General features: G+C 41.7%; 20 protein-coding genes and 1 pseudogene. All 21 read right to left on the reverse strand.

The genetic code is table 11. The annotated features are described in order from the left end of the window. Nucleotides 1-746 (reverse strand): annotated as a pseudogene (locus DWX28_RS15510) (DNA methylase); the annotation flags it as partial. A gap of 28 nt (nt 747-774) precedes the next feature. Next, the gene (locus DWX28_RS15515; protein ID WP_055056598.1) at nt 775-2400 is read right to left on the reverse strand and encodes a recombinase family protein; all 1626 of its coding nucleotides are present in this window, start codon (nt 2398-2400) and stop codon (nt 775-777) included. Beyond that, nucleotides 2339-2524: a hypothetical protein gene (locus DWX28_RS19440; protein WP_055056597.1), complete on the reverse strand. Its 186-nt coding sequence runs from the start codon at nt 2522-2524 to the stop codon at nt 2339-2341. The genes DWX28_RS15515 and DWX28_RS19440 overlap by 62 nt, the downstream gene beginning before the upstream one ends. Next, complete coding sequence (locus DWX28_RS19445; RefSeq protein ID WP_155512691.1) at nt 2521-2685, reverse strand: hypothetical protein; 165 nt, start codon at nt 2683-2685, stop codon at nt 2521-2523. Before DWX28_RS19445 ends, DWX28_RS19440 begins: the two co-directional genes overlap by 4 nt. Before the next feature lie 167 nt (nt 2686-2852). Continuing rightward, nucleotides 2853-4550, reverse strand: a complete 1698-nt coding sequence (locus tag DWX28_RS15525; protein ID WP_243002448.1) for a MobA/MobL family protein — start codon at nt 4548-4550, stop codon at nt 2853-2855. Nucleotides 4551-4833: 283 nt separating this feature from the next. Continuing rightward, entirely contained in the window at nt 4834-5241 is a 408-nt protein-coding gene (locus tag DWX28_RS15530; protein ID WP_070100048.1) for a hypothetical protein, read from the reverse strand. A 187-nt stretch (nt 5242-5428) separates the two neighbouring features. After that, entirely contained in the window at nt 5429-5719 is a 291-nt protein-coding gene (locus DWX28_RS15535; protein ID WP_055152809.1) for a hypothetical protein, read from the reverse strand. Continuing rightward, nucleotides 5700-5948 carry a hypothetical protein gene (locus DWX28_RS15540; protein ID WP_055152811.1) on the reverse strand — a complete coding sequence of 83 codons (249 nt, stop codon included), beginning with the start codon at nt 5946-5948 and terminating at the stop codon, nt 5700-5702. Before DWX28_RS15540 ends, DWX28_RS15535 begins: the two co-directional genes overlap by 20 nt. Nucleotides 5949-6023: 75 nt before the next feature. Further along, nucleotides 6024-6983 (reverse strand): hypothetical protein, encoded by a 960-nt coding sequence (locus tag DWX28_RS15545; protein WP_055152813.1) that lies wholly within the window; start codon nt 6981-6983, stop codon nt 6024-6026. A gap of 218 nt (nt 6984-7201) precedes the next feature. Further along, nucleotides 7202-7543, reverse strand: a complete 342-nt coding sequence (locus DWX28_RS15550; RefSeq protein WP_055056593.1) for a type II toxin-antitoxin system RelE/ParE family toxin — start codon at nt 7541-7543, stop codon at nt 7202-7204. 9 nt (nt 7544-7552) lie between these two features. Continuing rightward, nucleotides 7553-7711, reverse strand: coding sequence for a hypothetical protein (locus tag DWX28_RS19450; RefSeq protein WP_154108127.1), 159 nt, complete (start codon nt 7709-7711; stop codon nt 7553-7555). Nucleotides 7712-7822: 111 nt separating this feature from the next. After that, nucleotides 7823-8260, reverse strand: a complete 438-nt coding sequence (locus tag DWX28_RS15555) for a winged helix-turn-helix domain-containing protein (protein ID WP_330416431.1) — start codon at nt 8258-8260, stop codon at nt 7823-7825. Between the two features lie 44 nt (nt 8261-8304). Further along, nucleotides 8305-8940: an ABC transporter ATP-binding protein gene (locus DWX28_RS15560; RefSeq protein ID WP_055056639.1), complete on the reverse strand. Its 636-nt coding sequence runs from the start codon at nt 8938-8940 to the stop codon at nt 8305-8307. 45 nt (nt 8941-8985) lie between these two features. Beyond that, the gene (locus DWX28_RS15565) at nt 8986-10425 is read right to left on the reverse strand and encodes an ABC transporter permease (protein WP_055056592.1); all 1440 of its coding nucleotides are present in this window, start codon (nt 10423-10425) and stop codon (nt 8986-8988) included. A gap of 1 nt (nt 10426) precedes the next feature. Continuing rightward, nucleotides 10427-11641, reverse strand: coding sequence for an FtsX-like permease family protein (locus tag DWX28_RS15570; protein ID WP_055056591.1), 1215 nt, complete (start codon nt 11639-11641; stop codon nt 10427-10429). Then, nucleotides 11638-12198 carry a hypothetical protein gene (locus DWX28_RS15575; RefSeq protein WP_055056590.1) on the reverse strand — a complete coding sequence of 187 codons (561 nt, stop codon included), beginning with the start codon at nt 12196-12198 and terminating at the stop codon, nt 11638-11640. The genes DWX28_RS15570 and DWX28_RS15575 overlap by 4 nt, the downstream gene beginning before the upstream one ends. Nucleotides 12199-12312: 114 nt before the next feature. Continuing rightward, a complete protein-coding gene (locus DWX28_RS15580) occupies nt 12313-13734 on the reverse strand; it encodes a HAMP domain-containing sensor histidine kinase (protein WP_055056589.1) in 1422 nt (473 codons plus the stop codon). Further along, a complete protein-coding gene (locus tag DWX28_RS15585; protein ID WP_055056588.1) occupies nt 13718-14395 on the reverse strand; it encodes a response regulator transcription factor in 678 nt (225 codons plus the stop codon). The genes DWX28_RS15580 and DWX28_RS15585 overlap by 17 nt, the downstream gene beginning before the upstream one ends. Nucleotides 14396-14722: 327 nt before the next feature. Further along, the gene (locus DWX28_RS20425; protein WP_118253690.1) at nt 14723-20761 is read right to left on the reverse strand and encodes a DEAD/DEAH box helicase family protein; all 6039 of its coding nucleotides are present in this window, start codon (nt 20759-20761) and stop codon (nt 14723-14725) included. A 200-nt stretch (nt 20762-20961) separates the two neighbouring features. Continuing rightward, a complete protein-coding gene (locus DWX28_RS20020; RefSeq protein ID WP_015524590.1) occupies nt 20962-21063 on the reverse strand; it encodes a putative holin-like toxin in 102 nt (33 codons plus the stop codon). 130 nt (nt 21064-21193) lie between these two features. Beyond that, on the reverse strand, nt 21194-21664 hold the full coding sequence (locus DWX28_RS15595; protein WP_114002924.1) for a helix-turn-helix domain-containing protein: 471 nt from the start codon (nt 21662-21664) through the stop codon (nt 21194-21196). Nucleotides 21665-21666 lie beyond the last annotated feature (2 nt).

Below are 21666 nucleotides of genomic sequence, written 5' to 3' on the forward strand. Positions count from 1 at the left end.
TCTGTTACCTCCACATTCTTTTTTATTTTGAATGTCCGCAAAATCCGTCCTACATCAGACGGCTTCCACGGACAGTCAAGGTGATGCAGAGCAATGAGCCTGTCTTGCACGTTGGTACCAGCACCGAGTTTCGGTGTAGAACCCATGAGGATTCTCACCTGTCCGGCCCGCACCTTTGCAAACAAATCTGCTTTCTTTGTCTCCGTGTTGTATTCATGGATAAACGCAATCTCTTCTTTCGGGATTCCCCTGGCAACCAGTTTGTTCCGGACATCATCATATACATTGAAAGTCCCATCCCCTTTTGGAGTAGACAAGTCACAGAAGATCAGCTGTGTTGTCCGATCTGCTTTTCCCTCGTCCCATACCTGAAAAGCATTTTCCACACAGGTATTGACCTTGCTTTTTTCTGCATCCGGAAGGAGTTCATTTAATAGCCTCTGATCCAATGCACACTTTCTTCCGTCATTGGTAATCTTGAGCATGTTGTCCACCGTTGGATTCACAAGACCGGCTCTTACTTCTTCCGCACGTTCCGAAAAGGCACTGACCATTTCCTGCTGTTCTTCACTTGGTTTTAAGACTTCATTGATAAACTCTGCTTCCGGTACAGGAAGATTCAGCATATCCGATGTCTGAATATCCGCAGCTTCCTTAAAAATGGAGATCAGCTCTGGAAGATTAAAAAAACGGGCAAACCGTGTTTTCGCACGATAGCCCGTTCCTTCCGGTGATAATTCAATGGCTCTTGAATTATAGGTACATTATGGAAATTTAATTGATTTCTCCAACGAACTTGTAGAAAATCCTGATATTCTGGACTTTCTCTCCGTCGATGGTCTGAGGTTCAGATACCTCAATCTTTTCGATAAGACGGTTTACTATGGCTGTGGTCAGCTCTTTGATCTCTGCACATTCCACCATTTCATTGGCAAGCTGTTCCGCTTTGCAGGTGCTGTCCTTCAGATTGTCAGCCGTAGTTTTCAGTTTTTCAATTTCTTCGGTTGTTTCTTTCTTTTCCTGTTCAAAATGAGTGGACAACATCCGGAACTGCTGTTCTGACACAAGCTGCTTTGTAAAATCCTCATACAGCTTGATGAACTGTCTGTCCGATTCGAGGAGCTTTTTCTCCAGTTTCTCCAGCTTTTTCTGGATATTTTCCCGGTTATTCGCCGCTGTCGTATCCATCTGCCCCAATACCTTCCGCATGAATTTCTCCCTGTTTTTTATGACCCTTTTTGCATGGGTCTGGATGTCCGCAAGTACAAGTTCCTCCAGATCGTCCGCATTGATGCGGTGCTGGCTGCAGAACCCGGTTCCCCTCACACGGTAAATGCGGCACTGGTAAAAAGTCCGTTCAATGACTGGCTTCTCCTTATTCCTGCCATCGGTATGCACCATCAGGGTACTTCCGCAGTCGGCACATTTTAAAATGCCCCGGAACTTATTCTCATACCCGGAAGTACAGGGCTTGACTTTCGTATGACGGTCAAGGATTTCCTGCACCGTATCCCATGTGTGTTCATCAACAAGTGCATCATGGTCACTGGGAATAATGGTACGCTCACTCATGGGGATATACCCCCTTGTTTCCTGCTTGAAATGCTTCTTATCATATTTCTGCACCCAGAAATAGCCTTTGTAAAGCGGGTTTCGTAAAATCCGGATGATGGTCTCCTGTTTCCAGTTATAGGCATCATCTTCTTTTACCAGAAACTTTCCGAAGTATTCCGGCTTATAATATGCCGGCTTTGGGATTTTCTGTTCATAAAGGATTTTCCCGATTTTATTGTTTCCCATTCCCTGAAGTGCAAGCTGGAAAATATAACGGACGGTTGGTGCGGTTTCCTCATCGGCAATCAGGTGGTTTTTGTCCTCCGGGTCTTTCTGATACCCGAATGGTGCGTGTGTTCCCATGAATTTTCCCTGGCTTGCCCGGATGTATTTACCTGACTTCACCTTTTTGGAAACATCCCTTGAATAAAACTCATTAAGAATGTTCTTAAACGGGGTAATATCCATCTCCCCGCTGTTTGCAGAATCCACACCGTCATTGACGGCGATATACCGTACCTGATGTTTTGGGAAAAATACCTCGATATAAGCGCCACTCTCCAGATAGTTCCTACCTAGCCTTGAAAGATCTTTCGTGATCACACAGGTAACTTTTCCTGCTTCAATGTCCGCTATCATCTGCTGAAAGGACGGACGGTTGAAATTCGTACCGGAATAACCATCGTCTACATAAAACTGATAATTATAAATCCCCAGTTCCTCTGCTTTTCTTGTCAGGATCGCTTTCTGGCTCTGGATGCTCATGCTCTCGCCCACGTTGCCGTCATCCAATGATAATCTTGCATAAAGTGCTGTCCATGTTTCTCTGATTTCTGTTGTCTGCATATTGACCTCCTGTGGTTTCTTCAATATCCAGTGACAGAAATACGCTGTCTTTATTATAGCGATTCCTGCCACCTCCTGCAACTGCTGATTTTATTTTTCCGGTGAAATCTGCATCTTTTCTCATCCCACCTTTTTCTGATTTTCCAGCTTCTCCTTTACATTCTGTTTCGCCGCTTCTTCACTAACGGCAGTCAGTACCTTTTCCATGCTCTCCTTGCCGGAATAAACATGTTCCACCACATAGCGGATCGGTTCTCTCCGGCGGTTCCCTGCTTTTCTCTGCATAAAATCCCTCCATAAATACCAATGCTGGCAGAGGATTATCTCTGCCAGCACACCAAATGTCAAACTATTGTTTCTGTTTTTCGTAGTCCTGCAATCTTTACTCATTGCAATCTCCTTTCTGCCTGCCGGGGGACATCCCGGCAGATTTTCCTTAACGATGTATAAATCTAAAGTCCCATTTCCTGACGTTTCTTCTTTTGCTCCTGCCCCCTGTCCATCTTTTCATGCTGTCGGCTCTGGGACTGGTCTTTGTTCTTCTGCTCCCGCTCATCTATCTTCCGGTTATGACGAAGCAACTCCACATAGGCAAGATTGACGGTACTCCTGCCGTAACGTCTGGACTGTTTCTCGTATTCCTGTGTCAGCTCTTTGATCTGTGCTTCCCACTTTTTCGGTGTGAATTTTTCTCCTTCCCGAAGAAGTTCATAGACCGGAATACGGAGTTCTTTCGCCGTTTCCAGTTCTTTCTTATGCTGGCTGTGATAAACTGCCTGTGCGATTCCTTTCTTCTGCAGATATTCATTACGGATGGGAATGTATGGAGCATAGGCGGCATAAGCCTCTGACAGTTCCTTTAACCGCCGGATTTCCCTTCCATCTCTGTTGCAGATTTCCTCTGCTTCTTTCTTGGAAGCTTCTTGCTGTACTGCAAAGGTTTCCAGTGCTTCAAAGCTGTCAATGCCTTTTTCTTCCACGAACCTCCGCACGTTTTCAATATCCATCAGTGCTGCACGATTACTTACCTTTTTTAAATTCGGTGCCTGTATCAGCGGCAGATGAAGCCTTCCAAATGCTGCAAGAATACATTCCAGCATTTCCAGAACCTCATTTTTCATCGCTGCAAATACGCTGACTTCCTTTGTACCGGAAGTTTCTTTCTGTATCGAACCAACTGCCGTCTGTTCTGCTTCACCTTCCTGTGCCGCAGGGATGTCTCCTGCCATTTTTCCTGCTTTCTTTTCTGCGGCATTCTTTGCAGCTTCCGCAGCTTTTTCCTGTTCCCATTTCTCCAAATTTTTCACACTGTTCCATGCAATATCATAGAACATCCTTGCCCTTTGCAGCGTCTGGTTATGCTCCATGATTGCCCGGTTCGCATCCCCTTTTTCGGTACGGATGCCTTTCCTCTCCAATGCACTGGCAATCGGGCCTAAGTGCCTGGTCGGCTCCTGCTCCAGTCCCAGCTCTTTAAAAGAACGGTGTTCCCAGTACTCCGGCAGTCCGATCCGGTCATTCACCACATTGATGGTGTCCGTCAAATCCTTTCTCCATTTCCGGGAATTACCTTTTTCATTCCAGTCATTCACATCTACCGCCCTGCTCTTAAATCCCCGTCCGGACTTATTGCGGATTTTATTGCCGTCTTTATCAAGGATATATTCCTTTCTCTGCTTGGCTCCCCACTTCCCGTTTTCTTCCACCGGGCGCAGGGTGAGCATAAGATGGAAATGCAGGTTATGGATGCCATTTTGATTAACAGAATCATGGATTGCCCAGTCCGCACACATCCCTTTGGAAACAAAATTCCGCTGCACATAATCCCGCACCGTTTCTTCTGCCAGCTCATAGCTCCAGTCATTTGGAAGTGCTGCTTTCAGTGTCCGGCAAAGCTGGGCATTTTTCTGTTTCTCATTCAGCTCCACAGAGTTCCACAGCACTGCCCTGTCCAGCCATTCCTCCGGTGCATATTCCGGGAGATTGATTTCACAATGCACCAAATCTTCATGGTATTTCGGGCGATACGTTTTCCCGTCATACTCGCTGACAAGAACACTCCTGCTGATGTAAGAAGCTGCATCTACCGCCGACTGCCCTTTGCTCCGCTTTACAATGCCGAACCTTGTGCTGGCATATTTCGTGCGCATACTCACAAAGTTCCTCCCTTACCGTAAAATAGAGGGCAGCAAGAAAAGCCTTTGCAGATGGACGAAAGCCGGGTGTTTTTTCCGGGTTACGGGCAGATGCAAAGGATACAAAGGGGTAGGAAGCGCAGCGGACGGAGGGGAAAGGTTATTTCCCCTCTTGACTGGTGCAAGGCAGGCAACGCCCACCGCAGGTGCCCTCGGAGAGCGCACAAGACCATACGGAGTGTGGTCTATCTGTGCGCACCCCATAACTGGGGTGAACCCATACTCCCGGAGATACTGCTTACACTCCCTGCGAAAAACTGCCACCCGCAAAATCTTTTGAATTGGCGTATCCGCCGCTGTTTTCTTTTGTCTTTGTTTCATCGGCGTGACCGCCGTTTCTGTCTTTTTCATCTTCCATGTCATCCGCATTTTTCTCCATCCTTTTTACGTTTTCCACCGCCTGCCTGCACTCTGCCGAAGCAAGAGCCGCTGACAAGATCACATTCAGTTCTTTTTCTTCATACTGATAACATTCCGGGAAATACTTTGCAACAATGCCGCCCATCAGATATTTATGATGGTTCTGTGCTTTCCTGCGTTTCTCATTCTCCTTTTTGCGCTCTGCCTCATATCTTGCCTTTGCCTGTTCCAGATTTTTCAGTGCCTTATCCATTGCAGCACTGGTTTCATTCCTGTTTTTTATCATGTGTTTATACTCCTTTTCTCATTTTTCTGTTTGATTTTTTATTTTATGGCATAAAAAAACAGCCTGAACCTTTTCCATGTCCATAGCCGCTCTCCTGCCATTTGGTTTTCTATTTTTCTTAATTTCCGTATTTTCACGGACAGCTTTCTTCCTGACACAGAGCTGTCACCTCTGTGGTGCGGTTCTTTCACAAATTCCCCGCATTTTTATGGCGGTTCATTTTCTGCATCCTCTGCCTTGCCCATTGGCTGTGTTCCTCATTCTGCTTTCTCGGTTTCCGAAGATTGATGAGGTGTTTTTCACAGGAATAGGTTTTACTCACTTCGGTCTGCCCTACCACCCGGTAATGCTCCGGATAAGCTGCAGCCAGTGCATCCAGTTTTCGCATCATCTGCGGGCTGGCTGTATAAATACTGGCTTCCTGTTCATCGTTATTAAAATTGATAATCGTTTCCTGCTCATACTTTGTCAGTTTCATCTGCTTTTTTCTCCTTTCCGGCTCCCGCCTGTTCTGCTGTATTTGTATGCTGTTCCATCCACAAAGCCAGCTTCTGCTTTGTGACAAGTTTCCGCCCTCCCACCTGCAAGGTTGGAAAATCCGGACGGTTCAATAGCTGATACGCTCCTGCCTTTGAAATAGAAAGGGCCGATGCCAGCAGTTTTGCATCCAGCACGTCCGGCAGCGTTTCAAATAATTCTTTCCCCACAAAAATCACCCCCTGTCCGAAAATGGGTAAAAGAAAGCAGCTATCGTAAGGATAGCCGCCGATGGGATGGATGGATTAGAATGTTTCCAGATATTTCTGATATTCTTCTGAGATAAAATCCTCATAACAGTCTGCAATATGACGGATTCTTTTCAGCACCGCACTGTGTGTCTGATAGCCTACAGCTTCCGCAATCTCCTGTGCCGTATGCCCCTCCATTTTCATTTCCAAAATCTTCTTATCACGCCCGGAAAACCTTGCGGCAAACTCCGCAATCTGAAGTTCTGACAGCACCGAGTTTTCAAACTCACTCCTCGTATCCGGAATATCAAAGTCTGTGCCATTTTCTTCTGCTTCCTCTGCAAGCTGCTCTATGGATACCGTCTTTTTTCTGGAACGGCTGTGTCCCCACGAACGCATGAAGTCCAGCTTTACCTGACTTCCCCTTTTATCGAAGTCCTCAAGGGTTCGGTTGTTCCAGATTTCATCAATCATCGGCTGCCAGTTCTGTTCTTGTATAATTTCAGGTACAAGGGTACCGATCAGATTGCCAAACTGCTGATAAGTGAGCCACGGAAGTTCTGTTCCTTCCGGCACGTTGTAAAGCTGCTGGAAAGAAAATCCACTGACCTCAAATTTGTCACGTAGAAGCGGCAGCATAGAGTAAGAGAGCCTCCACAAAGGGAAGTCCCCGGAATACTGTGCCGGACTGCCCGGTATTTCCCGGTAACCACTTCCATTTTGATACGGTATTTCAAAATACTGCCATGCGCTCCATGCCACACAATCCCAGACCAGTTCCAGAAATGTATCATCCTTTATCAGACTGTCATATTTATCCGTCCGCAGCACCTCATAAGGGCAGCGTGGTAAGTTCAGATAAACAGGACGTTTGCTGACAAACTCCTGCGGCAGACTATAGAATAATGTCAGCCATGCTTTGCCGCCGTTCTTTGGAATTTTTATCACCTGTCCCTGCTTCATTTCAATGATTTCTCCATTGTCATTCTGCTTCTGTTCTTTTACATCTTTCATCCAAAATCACCCCCTACTGATACATGGCAGAAGTCCCATTAAAATGTTCCAATATTTTTGAATATTTTTGAAAAAGTTTTTTCTCTTTTAAATTTCACAATCTGTCCGTTATTTTCTAATATTTTTCTTCTGCTGTCCATCTGTTTTCAGCGGACATAAAAACAGGCGGTACCCAATCTGTTTGAATACTGCCTGTCACTATAATCTTTTTGTATATCCTATGCGTTTTCCCGCAGCCACCGATTGATGATATACTGCCAGTCCATTCCATCCTGCATGACACGCAGAACTGTAACTGTTTTCACTGCTTCATCCACGGTATAAAACAGCAGATAGGATTCACACGGTTTCATGTAAATATCATAACCACGATACCGGAAGCCTGTTGTATTATACCCGGTCGGAAGTGTATCAAGTGCAAGAACCGCTTTTTTAATCTTTTTGGAAAAGTTTTCTGCATATTCCCGGTACTTAAATTGCTGAAGGATATATTTCTTTTTTTCTTTCACATCCAGCTTGCCGCTCTGGGCAATGACAACTTTGTATTTTTTGTTTTCCATCCGTACCCCTTATACTGCATCAATTTCTGCCCATGCTTCTTCCACTGTCTGCACTCTGCCATTTTCCATATCGTCAATGGCTTCATCCAGCTTTGACAGAAGGACATCCATTGCATCGTTGATCGTATAAGTTGTTTCACGGGATTTCGTTGCCTGTGCCAATGCCATAACCATCACCCTTTCTTAAAATAGCACTCATGTTTCTGTCTTTATCATACCACGAACCATCAGAAATATCTATCATTTTTTGACAGTCACACAACACTGGATCTGATTTAATTATTCACACATTTTTTCATTAAACTTATAACCAACTCCCCACACAGTCTGAATATAGACCGGATGACTCGGATCATCCTCTATTTTTTCCCGAATATGGCTGATATGGCTCATCACAATGTTGTAATCACCGGAATACGGTTCCTGCCAGACCATATCATAAATCTGTTCTTTACTGAATACCCTGCCGGGATTTTGAGCGAGAAGCTGGAGGATTTCAAACTCTGTATAAGTCAAGGCAATTTTATCATTATTCCGCATAACCTCTCGTCGCTCTAAGTCAAGCATTATTCCCTTGTGTTGTAAGTTCGATTTTAGATTCATTTTTTGAAATATAAATTTTTCTCTACCAGCATCCAAAATGGAAATAACAGATTCTATTAAATTTTCTTCATCTCCATCAAAAGATAGCAATAAAATTTTTCCTATACAGCTCACCTCATATTATTTCATGCTATAAAACACTATAACTTTACATTCACTTAAACCAAATGATACAATTTCCCCTCATGGATTTTAAGTACCACATCTGCAGCATCAGCTATTTTTTTGCTATGTGTTACGACAATTACACTTTTTCCCATTTCATGCGCACTTTTCATCAATATCTTAATAATTTCGTCTGCAATTTCTTCATCCAGATTTCCTGTAGGTTCATCTGCAAGCAATACCTTCGCAGGACTTGCTAATGCTCTTGCAATAGCCACTCGCTGCTGCTGTCCTCCTGATAACTGTAAGACCTGCCGTTTCCAGTCTTCCCTCGGTATTCCAACCGCTTCCAAAATTTTCTCTATGTCTTTCTTTCCACCCAGCATCACATTTTCTTCTGGAGTCAAATAATCTATCAGATTATAATTCTGAAAAACCAATGACATATTTTTCTTTCGATAGTTGTGTAGTCCTTTTTTTCTTATATTTACCCCTTCATAATAAATTCCCCCATCCGTCGGAGAATCCAAACCTGCCAAAAGCGATAAAAAAGTTGTCTTACCGGAACCACTTGGTCCCAAAATGGCATACATTTTTCCTATCTCAAAGCCATATGATATATCATCTAAAACTTTTTTGCCTTTATTCGCCTTATAGTAATAGACAACATTCTTTGCCTCAAGAACAATGTTTCCTGCATTTTTACTCATTTCTATAACCTCCTACCCCGTTATTCAGCTCATTTCACTTAATATCTGCTTCGGCCTTTTCTTCATTATCGTGATTCCTGCTACTAATACTGCAATAATCAAAATACCTGATATCATCCCAATATCCATCAGAACCATTTCTTTCGTTATATGAACCTCCACATCTTGTATTTTTAAATCCGGTGCAATATATCCATCTATATAGGTACCAGTATTTTCCTGTTCCTGCTGTTCTAACCTTAAGGTCTGCGTTTCTTTCGCTAAATATGAAGCTGAAGTCTCTGCAATAATTGGGGAAATTGCAAAGGATAACAACATCCCTATAATACTTATCATTACTGCTTCCCATAAAAACTGTACCCATATTTCAAATTTGCACTTTCCAAGTGACATCATAATTCCTATTTCTTGCGTACGATTTTTTATCCAAAACAGAAAAACTAAAACTAAAATCACAAGACCTGACACTGAAACTATTAGTAATAATCCCATACTCATCTGATCCATCTGCCCAAAATTTTCTGTCATATTTTTAATATTTCCATTATTATCAATTAAGTCATATCGTGACCAATCTATATTCGCTTTCTGTACAGACTTTTTAACTTGATCGTACTTCCCTGCATTTTGGACTTTGAATATAGCATACTGATAGAAAGGATTTCCTTCATTTCCGGATGGTTTTTCCGGGAAACTCATATCCGTAAATATTGTATTTTCTGGACGATAAGAATCCCCATACATAATAGATTTTCGTTCTTGCTTTGTTTCATAAATTCCGATAATCTCGGCACTGTATATTGTGGAATGTTCTTTGTCATGGTAATCATTAAACTTTAATAAGTTCCCAGTTTTTAAATGGTTTAGTTCTGCCAATTCTTTCGAGATGACACAAACATCCCTGTCATCTTTTTCAATCATTCTTCCTTCAATCAGTGAAATCTTACCTGCAGATACGTCCATATCCATTTCCATTATGCGATTACCTCGTAGGTTGACACCGCCTACATCCGTACTTTGATCCATATCTGAATCTTCTATTCTCGAAAAATTGACCGGATTCACAACAGTTGCTATTGTTATCAAATTATATTCCTCAATCCCCTCCACCTGAGCTATTTTTTTTACATCATCTTCCTTAACCGTCTCAAATGAGTTATCTGTAACTACCATATCCGCCCCATTTTCTAACCATTTATGAGTAACTCCTCCATAACTGCCCTCCCGATCACCCAGTACATCCATTGCCTGATCTAATCGCTTTCTCCTATTCTCCTCATTTCCTTCTATGCGAAAGGTAGCCCCTATTGCCTGTCTTGTAGCGTCTTGTGTATAAATACTTGCTGAACGGCTTGCCATAGCACCTAAAAATAGGCCACTCATAACAATTACAATAAACAATAGAATAATACTTTTTATCGGTTTTCTTAACACTGAACGTACTCCTCTTTGTAAAACATTCATGTTATCCCTCCATTTCTGCTAAAATTTTTTTTGGCTTTGTACATAATATTGGAAAAAGTGAAATAGAAATAGAAAGCAATAAAATTATTGTTCCTGATAATATGAGATAACATATATCTTTATTTTGTGCATATATTTGCATAGATGTAAAAGCCCCAATACTTTTCCAATCTAAAAACTTTTCCAATACTATCAGCATCTTATCTCCAGTATAAAGAGCTATTATTGTAGAAAATCCAAATACTGAAAAGCATTCCAAAATAATCTGCATAAACAAATCTACTTTTGTTTTTCCAAGACTCACATAAATTGCTATTTCTTTCTTTCTGGCTCTCATCCACATAGACAAAAGCAATGTTATTACAAGTACAGACGATACAACCGATAATCCCAACATCATTTTTACAACCCTAACAACTTGTAAGAGCGGAATTTCCATTTTCTGAAACAGGTTATCTGCTTTCATCACTCTATAGTTTTTCAAAATGCGTGTTACTTCTAGCTGTGTTCTGCTCAACTGCTCTGGATTATCTACATATACGATTAAGTTTTCATATCCGCACGTTTCTTGTAAATGACATACGAACTCGGGTTTTCCATAAATTGTATTTTCAATTCTGTTTACTGCTAATGGTTCCTTCCCTTGCTTTTCTTCTATACCCGAAATATAGATTCCTGATATGCTTGCCTGTGATTGTTCACCTGAATGAGATTTGAAACAAACAGTTTCCCCTATTTCCCATTGATTTACTTCTGCAAGAAACTGATTTACTACTATTTCACCTTCTTTGCGAGGATATTTTCCTTTCGTCAGATGAATTTGCCCGTCAGCAAATGGGCCATCATCTTCAAGGCTATCGTAGGCCATTATGCGCAATTTTTGGTTGTCTGCATCAACACTCTCACTTTTCGTTATAATTTTAAAATCCATTGGATATAACTGCACTTCTGCTACTCGATTTACCGCCTTCACATTTTCCAGTTTCTCAAGTTTTTTGTATTCATCATCCGTAAACAATTCCTCCGCTTTTTCCCGTTCGATCAACAATTTCGCTTTTGATTTCCCTAATAGTTCAATTCTTGCTACTTCGGATGCCCGTAATATAGTGACAGTAGATAAAATCATTGTTTCGGTAATAAGCAATACCCAAAACAAGATAATCGCTTTTCCTTTTTTCCTGAAAAGGTAGCGGAATGCTCTTTCTGCAAAATTCATTCCCATTCTCCTTCCTTTTCAAATCGGTCAATAATTACCCTTTTAGCCAAAAACGTACCATCCTCCTGGTAATCCCCATACAGATAGAGCATTGACTGCTTTTTCACTTCTTCTTTCCGGCAATCCTCAAGCGTAATACCCGTCATCGTTGAATGAGAAATCTGAAAATAGGTATTTTCTCCATATACTATTTTCACCTGATTCATTTCTTCAACAACCGCTCCCGGAGCAGGAACCATTTCTGCATCATCCGTCTGCGTCCCTATGCTGATATTACATCCTGTGTCTGAAAATTCCAAAACAGCTCCACGCAAATCTGCATTTGCCAACACTTCTGAATCGTCCGCTGAGTTCTCTTTGTCATCAGCATTACTACTTGACTCGTTCTCGTAACCGCCTTCTTTTTTCTCTTGATCATTCAGTATATCAGATACATTCTCGGTAGTTGTCTGATTATCCCCTGTTACTTTTGAATCAAAATTTTTATTGCTGCACCCAACAACTGATACGGTTCCTATACAACCCAAACATAATACTATACATATTTTTTTCTTCATTTATAAAAAATCCTCCATTACATATTTTTTCTTTATATTATAAAAATTGAATGTATGATTTTCCCGTTTTTTTTATGTATTTTATATGTATAAAAAGGCTGTTGTGATTTTCCGTCACAACAGCCTTCTGGTTGGTTCATAACATCTTATTTCCACTTTTATGCCTTTTTCTGTATTTTCAATACAATAAGGAAACTGATGCTGTTCTAAAATCATTTTTGTAATATATAATCCCAAGCCGCTTCCACCAGTTCTTTTATTTCTGGATTTATCAATACGATAAAATGCATCACATAATTTTGGAATTTCTTTCTCATCAATAGATTCCGTTTCATTTTCAATCCAAAAAATTATTTCTTCACCTCTTTTATACACTCCAACCCATATATTTCCATCCTCATTCGTATATTTAATTGCATTTCCTACCACATTACTTATGACCTTCGTGAAAAGAGCTTCATCTGCCCGTATCCAAGTTGATTCTTCTATTCGTATATGAAACTGTAATCCCCTATCAATAGCCATATCTTCCTGTTCCTTAATCACATTCTCAACAAGTTGGTGAAGTGGTATATCTATCAATTTCAACTCAAATCCCGATGTTCTAATTTTTGAAACATACAGAATTTCCTGCACCATATTCTCCATGGAATTAGCTACTTCAAAAGAACGTTTTAAATATCTATCTCGGTCTTTATATCCCCCTACTTCTAATAACATTCCCTGAATTTGTCCTTTTAGAATTGTAATCGGAGTTTTTAATTCATGCGAAACAGCTGAAAAAAAAGCCATTTGTTGTTGTTCCAGTTGCTGCTCAAGTTTGATGCTTTTCTCTAAATCAGTATTTTTTTCTTTCAATTCATCCAAAGCACTCTCTAATTTTTCCGAAAGTTCGTTCAGATTTTCTCCCAAAATTCCAATCTCGTCCCTCCGGTCTTCTGTATATCGAACTCGAAAATCAAGATTTGCCATTTTTTTTGAAACTTCACTCACCTTTAAAATTGAACGCGTAATATATTTTGTGTATAAAGCAGCAATAGCTAATGCTGCCAAAAAAGTAATAGCCCCCAACATAGGTAAAATTCTTTTTAATGATTCCAGTCCAATATTTACTTTCTCCTTGTTTCCAAACACTTGAATCCAATATGTTTTTCCATTCGTTAACTTACAGGAATAAGATTCCGTTATCCCACTGCCTAACAGAATATCTTCTACATCTGTTCCAGGAGCCAGTGAATATTCCATATCTCCATATATACCAAGTACCTTTTCGTCACTATCTTTTAAGACAATAGAAATCCCATGCTCCAATGCAAACATTTTTAATATTCCATCTATTTCCTGCACTGAAGTATTCGATAATTGAAGTACCATTTTTTCCGTCTGATTACTCAAACTTCTATCCAACTCTAAAAAATAGCTCCGTGACATCCCCAATGCAACCATTCCATAAATCGCACTACCAACAGTAATCAATAAGCATACTGTAATTATAAATATTTTTGTAGACAAATGTTCTCTAATTAGCTTTATCAATTCGATACCCCACCCCTCTTACCGTTTTTATATAATCCCCTGCTTTTCCCAATTTTCTCCGCAAATTTTTGATATGATTGTCAACTGCACGTTCTTCACCTTCAAATTCATATTTCCATAGACGATTTAAAAAGCTCTCTCTTGTTATCACGCATCCCTGATTTTCAATCAATTCTTTCAAAATTTCATATTCTTTCTGTGTCAAATCAATTAACTTTTTCCCTATTTTCACTTGATAATTTCCTACAATCAATATTATCTCTCTGTATTTTAACTCGTGATCTTTTGTTATATCTACTCCTTCATATCTACGCAGAACAGCTTCTATTTTTTTTATCATAATTGGAAGAGAAATCGGCTTGGGGATATAGTCATCTATTTGCATTTCAAATCCCTTTATCTGGTCTTCTTCTCTTCCCAATGCACTTATCATAATGATTGGTACTTCCGATTCTTTTCGTATTAGTTCACAAACTGCATACCCATCCATTTTAGGAAGTAAAATATCGAGCAGTATCAAGTCAATTTGTTCTTTCAGAAAAACCGCAATACCATCTATTCCATCAGATGCCGTAATCACTTCATACCCTTGATCCTCTAAAAAAAACTGTATCAGCTCTTGAATATCCAAATCATCTTCTATAATTAAAATTTTTTTCATTCTTAGCTACCTCTTATTTTCCGTTTTTTTTATTTTATCAGTTTTTCTTGTAGTTTTTGTGTATTTCGTTTTTTTAGTATCAACTTTTTTCAAATTACTATCTTAAACAAACACTTACTTTTACATTATCATTTTAAATGTTGAAAGAGGTAGCAGAAAATGCTTTTCGCACCTTCTGTCGCTTTTCACTTATGCTTCATTTATTGCCTTTTTTCTTTGCTAATCCATATCTATTTCTGGCTTCCTTGCTTCCTGTCTGTTCCAACATTTCCTTTTTCTTTGTTTTTTAGCGTATTTCTGTATGGAATTAAAATTGCTTCCATATGCCTATAATACTTGAGCGAACTCGATTGCGGTTACTGTCTCCCCGAACGTTGCCGCCCAGGAATCAAAGTGTCCCATACCCATACGCATGAGTGTGTCATACTGGAGATAACGCATGATAGTGTAAAGCTCAGTCATACTGTTCGATACAGGAGTACCTGTAGCAAAGGTGATACCTCTGCCGCCTGTCAGTTCATCCATGTAACGGCATTTCATAAACATATCCGAACTTTTCTGTGCATCCGTCTGTGAGATACCCGCCACATTTCTCATCTTTGTATATAAGAAAAGATTTTTAAATGAATGGCTTTCATCCACAAACAGCCGGTCTACGCCTAACTGCTCAAAGGTTACTACATCATCCTTTCTGGTCTGGTCATTGAGTTTCTTCATCCTCGCCTGCAGACTCTTCTTTGTTTTTTCCAACTGCTTGATGGTATAATTCTGTCCTGCCTGATGTGCCGCTTCTTCAATGGAAAACGTAATATCTGCGATCTGATCTTCCAGCATGGCAATCTGCCGTTCCCTTGAAAGGGGGATTTTCTCAAACTGTGTATGTCCAATGATCACGGCATCATAATCTCCTGTCGCAATACGGGAACAGAAACGTTTTCGGTTTGCCGGCTCAAAGTCCTTCTTTGTTGCCACCAGGATATTTGCTCCCGGATAGAGACGTAGGAAATCACTGCCCCACTGCTCGGTCAGATGGTTTGGCACAACATAAAGATTCTTCTGTGAGAGTCCCAGCCGTTTTGATTCCATACCGGCTGCGATCATCTGGAACGTCTTCCCTGCTCCTACGCAATGAGCCAGAAGGGTGTTATTTCCATACAGCACATGAGCCACTGCGTTTTTCTGGTGCGGCATCAGGGTGATCTCCGGATTCATGCCGACAAACTGAATATGGCTTCCATCATATTCCCGTGGACGGATGCTGTTAAATCGTTCATTATAAATCTTACAGAGATCTTCCCGTCGGTGCAGGTCTTTAAATATCCACTCTTTAAATTCCTCTTTGATCAGCTCCTGCTTCTGCTGTGCCAGCATTGTTTCCTTCCGGTTTAATTCCCGGTGTTCCCCCTCGGCATCCTGTACCGTGTCATAAATCTTGGTATCTCTAAGGTTTAAGGCATCTTCCAAAAGGCGGTAGGCATTGGCTCTCTGTGTTCCATAAGTGGAAGTGACAAGGGCATTTCCGTAGCTGTCCACATTCTTTCCCATAACATTCCATTGTCCGGTCACTTCGGCATACTGGACTTTGACCTTGCTCCCTACATAATATCTTGGTGTATGAAATGTCTCTGCCATGAACCTTGTAATATAATCCTCGGAGATCCAGGTTGCCCCAAGTCTTGCCTCAATCTCTGACGCATCCAGATCTTTTGGCTGTACCTGCTCCAAATACTGCACGTTCACCTGATATTCCGGATGATCTTCTGCAAACTGTTTTGCGATCTGCAGTTTCTCCCTCACATTTCCAGAAAGATATTCGTCCGACGGCTCCCATTTTTCACTGATCGGATTTTTAAAGATCACCCCTGCCAGTTCTTCGGTAAGTTCTGCTTCTGTTTTCCCGGAAAGCTGTGCCATATAGGAAAGGTCAACGCCTGCCCTCTCACCAATGGAAACCGCAAGTGCTTCACTGGCAGTATCCACGGAAGTTACCGTTTCTGCCCTGCGGATTGTCCTTTTGGTAAAAATATCCGCTTTCCGTTTCAGTTCTCCCTTATCATCCAGAAATTCCAGAGAAGTCAAAAGACAATAGCTGCTGTCCTGGCTAAATGCCCTCTTATTGGCATTGCTGCTGAGAAGACCATATTTTGCTGTAAAGGTATCGTATTCTTCATTGAGTTTTTCCTGCAGCTTTGTGATCTGTTCATCGCTTCCCTCTTCCATCTGGCACTGGATCAGTTCATTCGTAACATCACGGATGTTCACCAGCCCTTTAACACGTTCCGCTGTCATAGCCGGAAGATCCATGCGGTTCATCACAGAATTTTCCCGGTAATAGACTTCATCATTCACTACGGTAAAACTGAAATTCTTTACATTCGGGTCTGCCGGGATAGAGACAACATCCTCCTCCAACTCTGTATCCGAAAGTTCCAGTTCCGTGATCGTACCATGGATATTCTGGACAGCTTCTTTTAATTGTTCTTCTAAGGTAATTCCTTCTTTTGGTTTTACGGTCACTTCCTGCTTTCCATACTGGGTACTTTCTGTAGTAAACTCACCAAGCACCATTTCCGGATGCTCTGCAAAATAAGCATTGACTGAATAGCCTTTCGGCATTTCCTTTAAATTTAACCATTCCGGTTCCTCAATGGATGCCCTGTCTCTTTTCTGGAAAAACAGAATATCAGAAACAACGCTGGTATTGGCATTTCTCTGGAACGCATTATTCGGTAATCGGATGGCTCCAAGCAGTTCTGCCCGGTTTGCGATATACTGTCTCACTGCCGGATTCTGCTTATCCATCGTTCCACAGGAAGTTACCACAGCCACTACGCCACCGGGACGCACCAGATCAAGGGATTTTGCAATAAAATAATCATGGATCATAAAATGATGCCGGTCATATCTGCGGTCACTGACCTGATACGCTCCAAACGGAACATTGCCTATCACACAGTCAAAAAAGCTGTCCGGATAACTGGTTTCCTCAAATCCCTGCACGGCAATCTTATTTTTCTGGTAAAGCTGTTTTGCGATCCTTCCCGAAACCGGGTCGAGTTCTACACCGTACATATTGGTTTTGCTCATACTCTCCGGGATCATTCCCATAAAGTTACCGACTCCACACGATGGTTCCAGGATATTTCCCTGTTTCAGTCCCATATTTTCCAGTGCTTCATACATGCTTCGGATCACGGTCGGGGATGTATAAAAAGCATTTAAGGTCGATGCCCTTGCTGCTCTGTATTCTTCTGGTGATAAGGTATTCTTTAATTCCAGATACTCATCTGCCCAGCTGCTGTTACTCTCCTCAAATGCCTGCGGGATACCACCCCAGCCAACATAACGGGATAAAATTTCCTGTTCTTCGGGTGCTGCCAGACGTTCTTCTTTCTCCAAAGTCTGTAACAAATGGATGGCTTCCATATTTGCCTTATACTTTGCCTTCGGACCGCCTGCACCAAGGTCATTATCCTGGATACGGAAGTTGTATGGTTCTATCACAGCTTTTTCCTGTTCCTGACTTTCCAGAATAGATTCTTCGGCAGTAACCTCTTCCTCTTCTATTTCCTCCACATCTGACATATCTACTACGGTCGGTTCTGCCACTGCCTTCGTATCCAAGAAATCAAACATGGTCATCTGGTGTCCGGATGGTTCCGCAAAAGACGGTTCTGCTTCCGGTGTCGGGAATATCGTATAGATTCCTTCTGCATACTGGTGGAGTTCCGAAAGAAGTTCTGTTTTCTGCTGATAGTTTGTCCCATACGCTTCAAAATCCAATGGAAGAGCTGCCAATGCTGCATCCATCTTCTGTAACAGTTCTTCTGTCTGCTCTGGATTCTCTAATACTGCCACCATTTCTTTTCCTGGTTTTTCCCAGAAGAAATCATCCGTAAATGGTCTGTCTATCTCTTCCGGAAGACGGTCATAAAAGCGAAGTACCTTATTCGCCATCTGCTCCCGTTCATATTCCGGCATACGAGCATAATCTTCTGCCTGCAGGAACTGGTCATTCTTTATCAGATAAGCTACTCTATTTGCAACTTTATTCCAGGATAATAAAATTGACGTATATGGATTCCCATAAGCACCTCTTGCAAGAAACAAACCTTTTCCATCATAGTTTGTATGTGAATCATCGGCACCGGACAGTGCATGACTGCTTCCACCGATCCCATACTGTTCCTTGATAAAACCTGTCCTCGCTCTTTCATCCTCATGCAGCAGATAAAAAGAATACGTCCTGAGCCTGCCCTGCGAATACGCTCCACCCCTTGCAAGAAAAGCATCAATCTCATCCTGTGTAATGAACATCGGATGTTCTTTCCAGGCAAACCCGTCCCTTGCCTGATAAGGGATGACCTCATCCGCAAACTTCTGAAACTGCTTTGAGATATTTACAGGATTATAATGATGGAAACGCATAATGGAATGATTTTCTTCATAGGCTTCTGCCAGTGCATCCAGTCTTTCATTCAGTTCCGAAAGCCACTGGGGATCTTCCAACTTTTCTTCCAGATAATCTGTGATCTCCGGATAGATACTGCGAAGATGTGGTAAGTCCTCTTCGTCAAAAACAATCTCGGCTACTCCTTCTGCCATATCGCCTTTCATATAGGCAAGAGCCTGGGCGTGTTCTTTTACTGCATTACTTCTTGCCGCATCCAATACAGACTGTGGTGCATATTCACCCTGATCTAAAAGCTGATGGATACGTCCGCTGACATCCTCCCATGATAAAAATGCCTTATCTAAGATATGGTCTGTAACCGTATGCCCCACTGCGATCTGCATCCCAGTTTCATCAAACCAGACTGAATATTCATTTCCATCAATCTGAAAGCCTTTTCCACCTTTACGGTATTCACGCTTCACAAACTCCGTATATTCCTCCGGTGTCTGTTCACTCATGAAATTATAGATGATCCGGAGCTGGCTGGCTTTCCGGTTTCCTCCTGTCCGTAAGATCTCATCGACAACTTCCTCTGGAATCGGGATTTCTCCGGCATAAAGGGCAGCTGCCCTTTTCTCGATCTGCCGTCTTTGTTCATCTGCGGTGGGATATTCGGGCAAAGATAAAGCAGAGGCGATCTCTTCCTCTGCTTTACTCAATCCATCTTCTCTTGTATCTTCTACTAACTGTATACCAATTCCGTCAAGATGCTCTCTTCCGCTGTTGCCATCAGTGCGTTCATGTGTGCTGTCCATGCCATCGGATCTGCTTCCTTGTCCGGTGCCGGATTCTTCTCCAGTAATTTCTCCATCTGGCTGTCCATTCTCTCCTGTGCTGCTTTCTCGATCTGTTCCAGATGGCTGTTCAGCTTCCCGGTCAGAAACAGGCTCTGATAAAGGCTGTTCTTGTGTTCTTTCAGAAATGTCCTCCGCAGCATCCCATATTTCCCGATCGTCACTTCTTCCTCTTCGACGGTCAGATTCGGAAACAGGTAATCTCCCTTGCGATGATATGTCAGTTCCATAATCGTTTCCTCCTTCATTTTCAATATTTTCTTCTTTTTTCGTTTCTGCATCCTGATCTTTAATTTCGTGCATTAACGTGGTAAAGTTATTATAATTCCTTTCATTGGATTTTTCAACCTCTTTTCTCGCTTCTTCCAGAGAAATTTTATGTACGGTCTTTCCAATATCAATCAGAATACTCTCACTGAGCTGGCTTGCCGCATTTCCAAGGAAGGTGAGAACTGACAGACGGTTATAATCTGTGATATGCATGAAGTCCTCTTCTTCCAGAAGTTCCATCGGGTCAAGCCCGCATCGCCTGGAAAGCAGATAGTAAACACTGTCTGTTGCCAGCTGACGAAAATCACTGCGGATCGTCACCTCATCCAGATCTTCCAGATAAGTACCTTCTACAGCATATTCCAATCCATCCAGGTATTCCTCCAGATTGTCATTGACCATTTCCCTTGCGACCGCCATCAATGCGTCCTGCAAAGTTGCCGCATCCTTTTCTTCCAGAGCATAGACTTCTGCCAGATGGGTGAGGATCTCTTCTCTCTGGTGTTCCTGCATCTTCCAAAGATATGGGCTTCTGCCTCCGGCTACCATGTGGGTATCCGAAATATCAAACACATAACGAAGTTTGGTATTCTGCCAGGTTTCATCAAACAAGGCAATTCCTCTTGCACCACGATTTACCCAGCGTAACATCTTTTCATTCCATAGTTCCAGTGATGCACAGGCTGTTGCGTCTGGACGCTGTGCATGGATCAGAAGCTGGTCTGAAAAAGAATAACGATATAACCTTGATGCTGTGTCCATATAATCCATCCAATCCCCTGGCGAACTGCTCACTGATACGGCATGTTCCTGCACCAAGTTTCGGATGTCCTGTAGTTTAGACATTAAACTTCCCTCCTATCAATAAAAAAACAGCCCACTCTTTTTTAGAATTGGCTGCATAAAATGTACTTTACTTTTCGGAGAGAAAATGCTATATTCTAATTGAAAAGAGTAACCGCCCACAAGGTGGATGCTCCTGGATTAGGTTTTAATTTATTTTGCTCTCAAAGAGAGCTGCCTATCCTGTTGGCAGACAGGGTAGGCTATTTTTTTCGCTTGTTGTCCCTATTATCCAAATAGGCAAGCAAAGCAATCAGAAACGTACCGCCTAAGAACAATAAGCTCAAGACTTCGTATGTATCCATTCGCTCCACCTCCCTTCTTCTGTATCCCTTAACGGAATCTGAAAATCCAGGAGGTTTTTACCAACCCTGTACACGGTTACTCCAGTAATATTCTAACAGGTAACTCTCCGCAAAGCAATTCCTTTTTACTTCATACGGTTTTATATTCTGTTTTTCTCTTATTCTCTGGCCAATGCAGTTTCCATTCCAGATATTCCTCTTCTGTGATTCTTCCATCGCCCAATTTCTGCTTTTTCCCCATCCATTCCTGCAGATAAGACATTGTTTTTTTATCCCTCATTGTAATTCCAACTATTTCACTTTCTGAATCATTTAGCAGGAACAGATGAAAAAGCCCTCTATTTTCTTCATCCATCCAGAATAAAGTTTCCATTAATTCGTCCATTGTCGCAATTCCAGGACTTAAAAAATTTCGGACATCAACTTCCAATATTTCTGCTATCCGGATAAGCGTTTCCTGCTTCGGTGTACGCTGTCCACTTTCATATTGGGCGATTCTCACATCCGCACTACTTTCCCCATATCCTAATCTGCGTCCCAATTCCTTTTGAGTTATGTTGCGAAACATACGGATTTTTCTTATTCTTGCTCCTAATTTCAATT

Origin of the sequence: Blautia sp. AF19-10LB (genome assembly GCF_003461245.1) — a bacterium.
Taxonomy (GTDB): domain Bacteria; phylum Bacillota; class Clostridia; order Lachnospirales; family Lachnospiraceae; genus Blautia_A; species Blautia_A intestinihominis.

What these genes read in the sequence shown, in the direction of transcription:
- DWX28_RS19440 (WP_055056597.1), bottom strand. Translation starts at nt 2,524, where the DNA reads ATGAGAAAAGATGCAGATTTCACCGGAAAAATAAAATCAGCAGTTGCA.
- DWX28_RS15550 (WP_055056593.1), bottom strand. Translation starts at nt 7,543, where the DNA reads ATGGAAAACAAAAAATACAAAGTTGTCATTGCCCAGAGCGGCAAGCTG.
- DWX28_RS15570 (WP_055056591.1), bottom strand. Translation starts at nt 11,641, where the DNA reads ATGAATTTTGCAGAAAGAGCATTCCGCTACCTTTTCAGGAAAAAAGGA.
- DWX28_RS15565 (WP_055056592.1), bottom strand. Translation starts at nt 10,425, where the DNA reads ATGAATGTTTTACAAAGAGGAGTACGTTCAGTGTTAAGAAAACCGATA.
- DWX28_RS15585 (WP_055056588.1), bottom strand. Translation starts at nt 14,395, where the DNA reads ATGAAAAAAATTTTAATTATAGAAGATGATTTGGATATTCAAGAGCTG.
- DWX28_RS20020 (WP_015524590.1), bottom strand. Translation starts at nt 21,063, where the DNA reads ATGGATACATACGAAGTCTTGAGCTTATTGTTCTTAGGCGGTACGTTT.
- DWX28_RS15525 (WP_243002448.1), bottom strand. Translation starts at nt 4,550, where the DNA reads ATGCGCACGAAATATGCCAGCACAAGGTTCGGCATTGTAAAGCGGAGC.
- DWX28_RS15545 (WP_055152813.1), bottom strand. Translation starts at nt 6,983, where the DNA reads ATGAAAGATGTAAAAGAACAGAAGCAGAATGACAATGGAGAAATCATT.
- DWX28_RS20425 (WP_118253690.1), bottom strand. Translation starts at nt 20,761, where the DNA reads ATGTCTAAACTACAGGACATCCGAAACTTGGTGCAGGAACATGCCGTA.
- DWX28_RS19450 (WP_154108127.1), bottom strand. Translation starts at nt 7,711, where the DNA reads ATGGCATTGGCACAGGCAACGAAATCCCGTGAAACAACTTATACGATC.
- DWX28_RS15515 (WP_055056598.1), bottom strand. Translation starts at nt 2,400, where the DNA reads ATGCAGACAACAGAAATCAGAGAAACATGGACAGCACTTTATGCAAGA.
- DWX28_RS15530 (WP_070100048.1), bottom strand. Translation starts at nt 5,241, where the DNA reads ATGATAAAAAACAGGAATGAAACCAGTGCTGCAATGGATAAGGCACTG.
- DWX28_RS19445 (WP_155512691.1), bottom strand. Translation starts at nt 2,685, where the DNA reads ATGCAGAGAAAAGCAGGGAACCGCCGGAGAGAACCGATCCGCTATGTG.
- DWX28_RS15575 (WP_055056590.1), bottom strand. Translation starts at nt 12,198, where the DNA reads ATGAAGAAAAAAATATGTATAGTATTATGTTTGGGTTGTATAGGAACC.
- DWX28_RS15535 (WP_055152809.1), bottom strand. Translation starts at nt 5,719, where the DNA reads ATGAAACTGACAAAGTATGAGCAGGAAACGATTATCAATTTTAATAAC.